The organism is Phocaeicola faecium (assembly GCF_014837055.1).
In the GTDB taxonomy this organism is placed as follows: Bacteria; Bacteroidota; Bacteroidia; order Bacteroidales; family Bacteroidaceae; genus Phocaeicola; species Phocaeicola gallinarum.
Window position 1 is genome coordinate 1 of sequence record NZ_JACSPQ010000059.1, and the last position, 1416, is coordinate 1416.

At 51.9% G+C, this 1416-nt stretch carries 1 protein-coding gene and 1 pseudogene; both read left to right on the plus strand.

Translation table 11 applies throughout. From position 1 onward, the window contains the following. Positions 1 to 1244: pseudogene (locus H9626_RS15860) on the plus strand (hypothetical protein); the annotation flags it as partial. A gap of 59 nt (positions 1245 to 1303) precedes the next feature. After that, positions 1304 to 1416: AAA family ATPase (locus H9626_RS15865; protein WP_191710942.1), on the plus strand; the 113-nt coding region annotated here is incomplete at its 3' end.

Genomic DNA, 1416 nt, shown 5'->3' on the forward strand with positions numbered 1-1416 from the left:
CTATTTTTGCTTCTGAAGAGATTCGGAATGGTGTTCTGTCATTCACTAATTCTGCAGTAGCATATGAGGAACTAACAGCTATAGCGCCGACCCTAAATTTTGAAGTAGGACAGATTGCTACGCTGCCGATTGTTGCTGAGCTGGCACAATCTGCAGACGATAACGCTAACAACCTTATATGCATTGCTCGGCAAGACTGGGATTCCTATGAAACATCGTGGGATTACCAGCAGTCGGCGTTGTTGAGCCAATCTCATGATGGCAGCTTGGAACAAGCCAGCGCTTTGCTGTCGCAACAGTGGCAAACCCTCTCCGAGGAACAGCGTCAGCGTGAGATTCGTAATAACGAACTGGTCGCCGACGCCTATGGCGTGCGTGATGACGTGCCATGTGATGTGCCGTTGGAGCGGGTGTCGCTCAAACGCAACTCGGCGTTCGTCTATCCGGACAAGACACCCGCCGAACGTGATGAGTTGTTCGCGCGGGATGTGGTCAAGGAATTCATCTCCTATGCGGTCGGCTGCATGTTCGGACGTTACTCCATCGATAAGCCGGGCCTCATCCTTGCCTCCCAAGGCGAGACCGTGGATGATTTCCGCGAGCGTGTACCGGACACACGCTTTGAGCCTGATAGGGACAACGTGATTCCCGTCACCGAGGTTGACTGCTTCGAGGATGATATCGTCTCCCGGTTCCGTCGCTTCCTGGAGGTCACATTCGGTTCGGATCATCTGGCGGAGAATCTGGCATATATCGAACGGACGCTTGGCGAGCCGCTGCGCAAGTATTTCGTGAACGATTTCTACAACGACCATGTGGCCATGTACAAGAATCGTCCGATCTACTGGCAGTACTCCAGCCGTACCGACAACAAGGGCGCGTTCAAGGCGTTGGTCTACATGCATCGTTATACGCTGGCCACCACGCATACGGTGTTGGAATATCTGCGCGACTTCACCGCCAAGATCGCGGATCAGGCGAATCAGTTGGAACGTTCCGACCGCGCGAAGGACAAGCACGAAGCCGAGAAGCTGCACAAGGCTGTCACCGAGTGCAAAGCCTACGAGGACAATGTTCTCTACCCACTGGCCACCCGCAACCTCGAAATCGACCTCGACGACGGCGTACTCGTCAACTACCTGCGCATGGGCCAAGCCCTTCGTACTATCCCCGCCATCGAAAAGAAGCGTAAGGACGTCGCCACCTGGATCTGGCCAGTTCACCCGTTGATGAGTGGACAATGAGTCTATGATTATAGATGTGTAGTGCAGATTATTCATGACATAGAAGAAGGGATATGGGCATGCGGATTGAGCAGGTTGAAATTCGGAATTTTCGTACCATTTATAATGCTAAAATTGATTTTACAAACATTACGACTTTTATTGGTCCTAATGGTGTTGGAAAATCAACAGT